This is a genomic window from Bacillus sp. 220_BSPC (genome assembly GCF_001054655.1).
Lineage (GTDB): Bacteria > Bacillota > Bacilli > Bacillales > DSM-1321 > Peribacillus > Peribacillus frigoritolerans.
This window is the reverse complement of the sequence record NZ_JVPL01000091.1, coordinates 1-8389: the sequence shown is the minus strand read 5'-3', so window position 1 is coordinate 8389 and position 8389 is coordinate 1. Positions and strand designations below refer to the sequence as shown.

The 8389-nt window shown below is 34.7% G+C and carries 9 protein-coding genes and 2 pseudogenes; 3 read left to right on the top strand and 8 right to left on the bottom strand.

Features of this window, described 5'->3' with window-relative positions; translation table 11 throughout:
- Positions 1-303 precede the first annotated feature (303 nt).
- Positions 304-567: a hypothetical protein gene (locus ADA55_RS05785; RefSeq protein WP_048680417.1), complete on the top strand. Its 264-nt coding sequence runs from the start codon at positions 304-306 to the stop codon at positions 565-567.
- Between the two features lie 33 nt (positions 568-600).
- Here the strand turns inward: ADA55_RS05785 and ADA55_RS29985 are convergent, their stop codons facing one another.
- From ADA55_RS29985 to ADA55_RS05755, 6 genes and pseudogenes are all read right to left on the bottom strand, one after another.
- Complete coding sequence (locus ADA55_RS29985; protein WP_048680414.1) at positions 601-750, bottom strand: hypothetical protein; 150 nt, start codon at positions 748-750, stop codon at positions 601-603.
- Between the two features lie 205 nt (positions 751-955).
- Positions 956-2095 (bottom strand): FtsW/RodA/SpoVE family cell cycle protein, encoded by a 1140-nt coding sequence (locus ADA55_RS05775; RefSeq protein ID WP_048680411.1) that lies wholly within the window; start codon positions 2093-2095, stop codon positions 956-958.
- A gap of 262 nt (positions 2096-2357) precedes the next feature.
- Positions 2358-3064: pseudogene (locus ADA55_RS05770) on the bottom strand (cytochrome c biogenesis CcdA family protein).
- A gap of 168 nt (positions 3065-3232) precedes the next feature.
- Positions 3233-3673, bottom strand: coding sequence for an SRPBCC domain-containing protein (locus ADA55_RS05765; protein ID WP_048680407.1), 441 nt, complete (start codon positions 3671-3673; stop codon positions 3233-3235).
- 33 nt (positions 3674-3706) lie between these two features.
- Positions 3707-4054 (bottom strand): annotated as a pseudogene (locus ADA55_RS05760) (VOC family protein).
- 218 nt (positions 4055-4272) lie between these two features.
- Positions 4273-5862 (bottom strand): bifunctional metallophosphatase/5'-nucleotidase, encoded by a 1590-nt coding sequence (locus tag ADA55_RS05755; protein ID WP_053087375.1) that lies wholly within the window; start codon positions 5860-5862, stop codon positions 4273-4275.
- Positions 5863-6312: 450 nt separating this feature from the next.
- Between ADA55_RS05755 and ADA55_RS30330 the strand changes: the two genes are divergently transcribed.
- Entirely contained in the window at positions 6313-6741 is a 429-nt protein-coding gene (locus ADA55_RS30330) for a DUF1796 family putative cysteine peptidase (protein ID WP_213068218.1), read from the top strand.
- Positions 6742-7340: 599 nt separating this feature from the next.
- Entirely contained in the window at positions 7341-7703 is a 363-nt protein-coding gene (locus ADA55_RS05745; protein WP_048680404.1) for a hypothetical protein, read from the top strand.
- Positions 7704-7833: 130 nt separating this feature from the next.
- On the opposite strand, the gene ADA55_RS05740 is transcribed toward ADA55_RS05745, so the two are convergent.
- Positions 7834-8037: a hypothetical protein gene (locus ADA55_RS05740; protein ID WP_309247781.1), complete on the bottom strand. Its 204-nt coding sequence runs from the start codon at positions 8035-8037 to the stop codon at positions 7834-7836.
- A gap of 104 nt (positions 8038-8141) precedes the next feature.
- Positions 8142-8389 (bottom strand): cell wall hydrolase (locus ADA55_RS05735; protein ID WP_048680400.1); only part of this gene is annotated, 248 nt, incomplete at its 5' end.

Genomic DNA, 8389 nt, shown 5'->3' with positions numbered 1-8389 from the left:
TGTCGCGCCCTTTATGGGTAGCACTCATGGGAGATTAATCCTTTTTTGGTCGTCGCGCTAGCCTTCACTTAATTTGCAATGATTGGAGGTTTTTGTTTAACGATTTACCAAACTCAATCTGATTACTCATAAGGCTCAGCCTTTTTTTAAAAAAGCGTTTTTACTGGGTCTATTTTGTTGTGGTTTTTTCTGGATTTTGAGCTTTTTTAATTTTCATGGGAGTTCATTAAGAAAAGGTTGCTTCAACAACCTCCTTTATTGGTGTAAAGCACGTATTTCCTGGGTTTCTTTGAATGTGGGGTGTTGAGAAAGTATCTTGCTGAAAAGCTCGAGACTTATCTTTTTATTCAGCTACCTAAGCCAAGTGAGTATCCAAATGTTTTAAAAATTTCTGCTGGAGATTACTGGTGTATCCAAAATAACGGTTGGTCTATTGATTCTGCTTCTGAAATTTTTAGTGAGGAATGGATATCTGATGATGAGTTTTTTGTCACCGAATCTGAAATTTATGGGAATAATAAACTCTATCATCAATTGAAAAAAGAACTTCGAATAAGAAAAACATAGGGAGATTTTAGTCTTCCTATGTTTTCATTCATATTATTTATCTGTTTGTTTTTGCTTCTTTTTCAAATACTCCGCACGTATTTTTTCAAGTTGCTGCTTTTTATCAAATTTGGCAGGCTTCTGTTTTTCATGAAACTTTGTCACAGCTACCTTACCTTTGGTATCCAATTGATATTTTCCCACTTTGTTCACCTACTTTTCTTGTCTTTAAAGAGAATCTATTCACAAATATAATATACCTTATTTTACTGAAGTAAACCTTATTACTTTATTGTGTACTGGTAACTTTGTATATATCAGTAAAAACATTAAAAACTCAGTAAATAATTTACCGCCAAATGGTCTTAATAAAAATTTACCTAGAATTAATCCTGAATACTTAGCCATCTTAATCAAACATAAATGTTTTTTTTCGATAGCTTATTGAAAAGACTAACCCCATCGCTAACATATTACCAATTAATGAGCTTCCTCCATAACTTATAAAAGGTAAAGGTATTCCTGTTATGGGTACTAGGCCTATATTCATCCCGATATTCTCAAAAACATGGAAAAAAATCATGGAAGTAACACCAGTGCATATGTAAGATTCAAAACTATTTTTTACGTCCAGAGCTAACTTCACTATACTCGAAATAAGGAGAAAATAAATTGTTACTAAAATACTAGCTCCAAAGAAACCATATTTAGAAGAAATAACACTAAATATAAAATCCGTATGTGCTTCTGGAACATATATACCCTTTTCCAGATAACCATATACCCCTCCTGAACCAATGGCTAGTAATGCTTTGGTTAGATTATAGCCTTCACCTGATGCATAAGATTCTGGATCAATCCAAGCATAAATTCTTCCTAATTGATATGTTGCAAATCCCATTGATTGAAGCATTTCAGGGTTGAAAAAGACTAGGTATATAAGAATACTAGAAATTAAGGAAATGATAATAAAAATAACACTGATAATTTTCCATGATATACCCGAAACAATAAAAATCCCTGTAAAAATACATATTAATACTAAAGACGTACCTAAATCTGGTTGTAGCATAATTAATAGTATAGGAAGAACTGTAGCAGCTCCCATCTTAATTAACAGTAACAAATCTGTTTTTAAAGTTTTATCTAAATATTTTTCATGATGTTTTTGTACTAAGAAACTTAAACAAATTATCAAAGATATTTTTGTGAATTCAGCTGGTTGCAGAGATCCGATTCCCGGAAGTTGAAACCAACTTTTGGCTCCATTTATTTCACGAGCTATTGATTCAGGTGCCAAAATTAACGCGATTAATAGAATGATGCTAAATGAGTAAATAAACCAATTCAAGCGAAAGATCTGTTCAGAATCTAAATACATAATTCCTGCAATTATTCCAATTCCTACAATATACCAGGTTATTTGTCTAAATAAAAAATTCCCTTCATATTGACCAAAATCTTGAGCATTTAATATAGCTATACAACTTGTTATAAATAGTAAAAGTAAAAGTGTAATTAGGTTGTAATCCAACTTTGAATTTTTCATTTTTTCCCCTTGTAAATATTTTCTTATATTGTAACTTAACTTAATTATACTAAAAACGTAATTTTAAATAAAAGCACTTTTATTGTTCATATATTCTAGGTATACAATTGAATAAAAGCATGAAGGATAACCAATAAAAAATATATTATCTATTTTTGTTATACGATTTTATTTACACATTATTTCACAAAAAGTAATTAAAAGTATACAAGTAATTCATTAGCAACCTTCATTATTGAAGCACCGGTTAGTTCTATAAGCATTAGAAACCCGTAAAGCCACCAAATACATTATTTGTTAGAAAAGATGTAATCTTGGCCATCCAATCAAAAAATAAGACAATCCCCATAATAACTGTTATATAGCCACCAAATTGAGTTATTTTGTGGTTATATTTTTTTATCCATCCTGATTTCCCTATAAAAAATGACATTGTTAAGAAAGGTATGGAAAACCCAAGAATATAAGCAATCATATATATTAAACCTTGTCCAGTCGATAAACCAAGGGTTACGATGGCACCTAATATGGGTCCAATGCAAGGAGTCCAACCAGCAGCATAACCTATCCCAATTAAAATAGAACCTATATAACCAGATGGGCGATTTTTAAAATTTATTTTTCTGTCCATCATCAAGAATTTAGGTTGAAAAACCCCAACAATCATTAAACCAAAAATAATTATCAAAATAGCCCCTACTTGTCAATTAAATCAATATATTCATAAAAGAGATCGTAAATAAAAGAAGTGGATAACCCTAATATTACAAAGATAATAGAAAAACCGATCAAAAAGAATAAGGTATGAAGCATTGGTTTGCGGTTTAATTTGTTATTATCTTCTTTTAATTCACTTATTGATAATCCTGTAATATAAGATAAAAACGCAGGGTATAAGGGTAAACAGCAAGGAGATATAAAAGATAGTATCCCTGCACCAAAAGATAAAAGAATATTTAAGTCTCCCAATCTTATTTCCTCCAATTTCCGCTTCTCCATTCTGTATAACTTTACCATATATGCCTATACCCTTGTTGAACTATTCTGCCTTTAGCTCCATAAGAAAAAGAGCTGCCGAAGCAACTCCTTTTGAATTAAAGCACCTTTGAGTTCATTAGGAAATCCAGGTATGTCTAATCAGCCAAGATTTTCGGATAACTTCTTAATTATTTGTTTAGAATTAGATGCAAATTCCACAGATGCATCATAATACATTTTTCCGTCTTTAATCAGGGAGAAATCACCAATCTCGATTCTTAGCAGAGTACTATCGCCTTTATCTTTTAAGTGATAATTATATGCGACATCACCTTCATTCGGTTTTACTTCCCAATTTGAAACGTGCAAAGCGATTTTTAATTCTTTCTGCACAACTGCTCTAATGATTTTAGTGATTGACTGACCGCCATTAGGGATATCCCAAATCACCTTACTTCCCTCGGTCATATCTTCATTAGGATAATTTTCTGGTAGTTCATCCCATTCTGCAACGTATTTGGGTTTAGTTAGCACTTCCCAGACTTTCTGAGAATTCGCCTCAATGAGTATCTCATCTCTTACAATTAGCTGTTCGGTCATTTGTAGAACTCCTTTCAAATGAATTACAACTCGTTATTTCTCCCAAAGCTCGATCAGTCGGCCTTCAGGATCTTCAATCCAAATAAACTTTCCAAATTCACTAATCTCCTTTTTCTTTGCAAGAGGTACACCAATATGTTCAAGATGCTTAATAGTCTCGTTAAGATTATGTACTTCGAAATTTAACATCACTTGTTGTTCTGTTGGAAAATAACTGTCATTCTAGGTAAAGAAAGAAAAGATCGTTTCATTTCCTAATTGCGGTTTTATCACAGTCCCATTCCACTTTTCTATTTCAAGCTTCAACACTTCACTGTACCACTTTTTTACAGATTCAAGATTATTAGTTCTCCAAAATATTCCTCCGAAACCTTTTATCATCGTATCTAACTCCTGTCTGTCATCCAATTTTCATCTATCGATTACATTAGATATTCGAGATTTACGTTTCAAGTTCCTTCTTCAACTATACTGCCCCTTTAGTTCATTACTATATTTCCCTAGGATGAAGGCAAATTCCTTGTTGTTGAACTAACGTGCTTACATTAGGGAAAAGGCGTTCCTGCTTATTACAGAAACGCACCCGTTATGTTTCCCCTTCATTCTTTCAATGAATGGGGAGGATACTTCTGTTGGATATGACGTATAAGTGCAGTGACAACTTGCGGACCGGATTCTACGAGCCTGCCTTGTTCAAATGCAGTGAAGTTATCACCGCCTGAAGCTAAATAATTACTAACCGCTACTTCATATTCGTTGTTTGGCTGAATCTCTTGACCCTTCTTGTCTTTCAGCACAACAACCTTGCTGCCAATTGGAGCTTTGGCTTCCCAATCATACGTTAAGCCAACCGTTTGTAACCTATTTTCATATTCCTTCGTCCACTGCTGTTCTAAAGCAAGTTTTATCTGCTCTCCTGTTAAAATTAACTTACTGACACTATGACCCATAGGCACGTTGGTATAAAGGTCTTCTACCGTGATCTTCCCTTTTTTTAAGCTTTTCCGCATTTCGCCTTGATGGACAAAAGCAATATCTACCCCCATGGCTTCGCGCTCAGATTCTGCAATCATTTTCGCTAATGGGGATTCACCGTTTGCATCTTGATTTCGTCTGATTTCTTCCGGCATTTCCCCTATTACCTGATTAAATTTGCTCCCTAATCTTTTTCTATATTTATTTAGAAGAGCAACCGTTTCTTCATCCGGTTTTATATGTTGATGTGAAGTGGCAATGATCTTTGCTTGTTTCTTAACAATAATTTTAGAATGCGGGTCAATTTCAAGATTTACTTGAGAAAAGGCTTTCCCATTAGAATAAGCTTGAACGATCAGTTTACCGGCTGCAACGGTATTGGCATATTCATGGCTGTGACCCGCAAAAATGACATCTACCTCATCATCGATTTTTGGAGCCATCTCCATTAAAGCTCCAGTGGAATTTGCTCCTGCCTTTTCTGATTTAGCTGAATTATGTGCCAGTACAACAATCACTTTGATCCCTTTATCCTTTAAAATCTTTACGGTTCGGTTAATAGCTGAAACTTCATCCGTAATTTCTACCTCTTTTCGATTTTCAGGGGACACATACATGTTGGTCTCTTTTGTGACCACACCGATAAATCCAATATCAATTCCGTCCATTTGTTTAATAACATACGGTGGTAACAAGGGAAGGCCCGACTTTCTGTCGATGATATTTGCAGAACTGTAAGCAGTATTGGCACCTTGAAAATACCCTGTTTTTTTATTGAATCCTCCATGAATAAGACGTTTCATTTCATTTACGCCTTCGTCCAATTCATGATTTCCAGGTGTCCCGACATCAAAGTGCAGGAGGTTTAAAAATTCAATCGTGGGTTCGTCTTGAAATTGAGAAGAGATTGGAGGGCTTCCTCCTACCATATCACCAGCATGAACAAGTAATGTATTTGGGTTTTCTTGTTTATATTTTTTTAAATAGGCAGCCAAGTATTCAGCACCGCCTGCCATGGTTCCTGAAACCAATTGATATTTGTTTAGTTGGCCGTGAAAATCATTAACGCCTAATAATTGTAGTTGAATGTAGCGGTTGGATGTGGAATGATTCGTTGTGGGATGATTGGATGAGAAAGCAGTGATTTTATAAGATACGAAAATGATGATAAATACCAAGATGAACAAAGAAGTTATGGCCTGAAATTTTGACAACTTCGGATCCCTCCCTCTAGATGTAAATTAAGAATAACTCTAGAATTTTATATCCGTATAAAGGGACCGTGATTTTTTGTTATGTTTTATATAATAATTATTAAATTAACCCCGTACATGCATATCTTTTAAAAGAAATATGTTAGGATTTTGAGCAGCAACAGTGTTATTTAGAAAGGCTCCCATTTTCCTTCCATTATTTTTTCTAAAATAACGGATCCAATAAATAAAGGAACAGCTGATCAGTTCCAAGTGTTCAAAAATAAAGTACGCTTTAGTTTATGTACAATATTTCACAAATTTGCTTTCGGCAGAAGGAAAGTTTGGTATCTTACTCCTATAGTTCAACAATGAAAAAAAGGCTTCCGTGGAAACCTTATAACCTTTTCTTAAGTTCAATCAAATAGAATGGCTCTGTTATAGAATATTAAAAAGCGGAGGAGTGATTATTTGAATTTATCGGAGATAAAAGGATCTTATGAATTGATCGCTGGTTTGGGCAGCTGGTGCGGTCCTGCCCTCCATACAAAGAGGTATGATTTAAGAAGGAATTCATTTCCCTTGGATTGGGTTCAATCTAGTTTCCTCCCTGAAGTAAATAGATTATTAAAGAATAAATTTGAGGGATATATGGAGTTAGAAAATATGCATGAGAAAAATATACTCGCTCATTTTGTTGATGAAGGAAATGTTGTTCTTGAACCAGGGGGTACTCAACCATCAAAAGCACATTTTATTCATGATAGCCACTATAAGATAGATTCCGTCCATGATTTTCCGAAGATACCAAATCAAGATTGGACTGTTCAATATCCAGCATTTAAAAATAAGCTGAATCACCGCATCCAAAATTTCCTTACAAAAATCCAGCAAAGTTAAAATACATTATTCATCAGATATGAGTGGTCAACGGCGAACTATGAAGATATTATCGAATTAAAATCCATTTTATCTCTTACAACGGGTAAGTTTACCCTGTTGATTATGCAGCCAGTAGATGGTGGTTTAACAGGAGTTAAAGACATGAACTGGCCCCATGATGGGATTTGCTTTGTACATGTTTTTCGCAGTAATCCCAGTGATAATGCCATTTGGGATCATGTTTTACAAGGAATAACTTTAACGAATTAAACATAAAGGCAGGGTTTCCTGGCTTTTTTTTTATAAAACCCTTCCGAATTACTATGCAAACTGAAAAGTTGCTTTTTTCATCGCGCACGCTGAAAATTAATGGCTATTGCACCCAGATCGTACTTATTAAGCTTCTGCACCCAATTAATTTAATAGAATTATAACGATCGTGATTTATATGTTGATAATGCAGTATAAGAAAAGTGCTGAGGAGCCCTAATAAAAAGCTGTACTGTTCCTTGTTACCGGAAAGCAAGACCCCTATATGGATGTTTAAAAAATTGGCCCATAGCACAATAATATAGGCAACGTATGTCTGTCTTTATTGCCAAAGGAGGAGTATCCATTTGAAGATTTCTTCAATATCGTTCATAGAACCTCCCGTTTATCATGAATTCCCTGCCCTCTATGAAGGTTTAGGGCTGCCTGAGTTATCTTCATTCATTCAGCAGCGATTTGAATTTGCATATACCTTGGGGAAAGCCGAAAGAACGGGGCTTGCTAGCATCCGCTTTTATAAACGCCAGGGGGATTTCGAAGTACATATACCTGATAAGATGCCAGGAGTGGGTCCAATAAAGCTTCGGGAACTAAAGGGGTTGTTACTGGAGAAAGCCAAAACGGCATTCATCGAAAATATTGAATCCGAACCCCAAAAAAGAAAGGTCTACTACGCCGAATTTCGCCGCCCTGGGAAAGATGCTGATTAAATGTGCTTTCCGACAAACTGGAGCCTGTTTGAGGAAAATCATTGTTTTCTTGTTGAATTTGTTTTTATAAAAAGGGTTCGTACATTAACTTCCCCTCTAAAAAAAGGTTGCCGCAGCAACCTCCCTTGTTTTAATAATCCTCCTTATTTTCATTATCCAAATCATCATCAAGAAAAGACTTTTTATCTTCTTTCATTCCATACTTTTTTTCAAGAAATTGACCAATAATTGAATGGTTAATTCCTCTTCTCACTGCTGTTTCAATAACTATATAGAGAATGAATCCCCCAACAATATAAAATATTATAGCCTTCACTAAAAATCCCCCAAACAACAACTCATTCCCCCTTTATTTTACCAAAAAAAACCTATTGGAGTGCCCGATTGTTGCATAAAAAAAAGGAGCTGCTGATCTGCTCCTTGAAATGAAATAACAGCCTAACCTCCTGTATAAACACTTTCACATGTTCCAGGTTTTGGTTCATAATAACAATGATTTTTAAATTGACCCGCAAAAGGTTGATCGTACCATGTCGGAGGGCATGGAGCATATGGATTAAAATACCAAAGTGCATATTTCCCTGGGTGTTGCCTCCAATAATCCAAATTCTGTTTTGCTAATCTTTTTTCAGCAGTTCTCGCTCTTTGATAAAATACATTCCCTTTTTGAACAGCTTCAAAAGAAT

What these genes read in the sequence shown, in the direction of transcription:
- ADA55_RS05775 (WP_048680411.1), bottom strand. Translation starts at nt 2,095, where the DNA reads ATGAAAAATTCAAAGTTGGATTACAACCTAATTACACTTTTACTTTTA.
- ADA55_RS05765 (WP_048680407.1), bottom strand. Translation starts at nt 3,673, where the DNA reads ATGACCGAACAGCTAATTGTAAGAGATGAGATACTCATTGAGGCGAAT.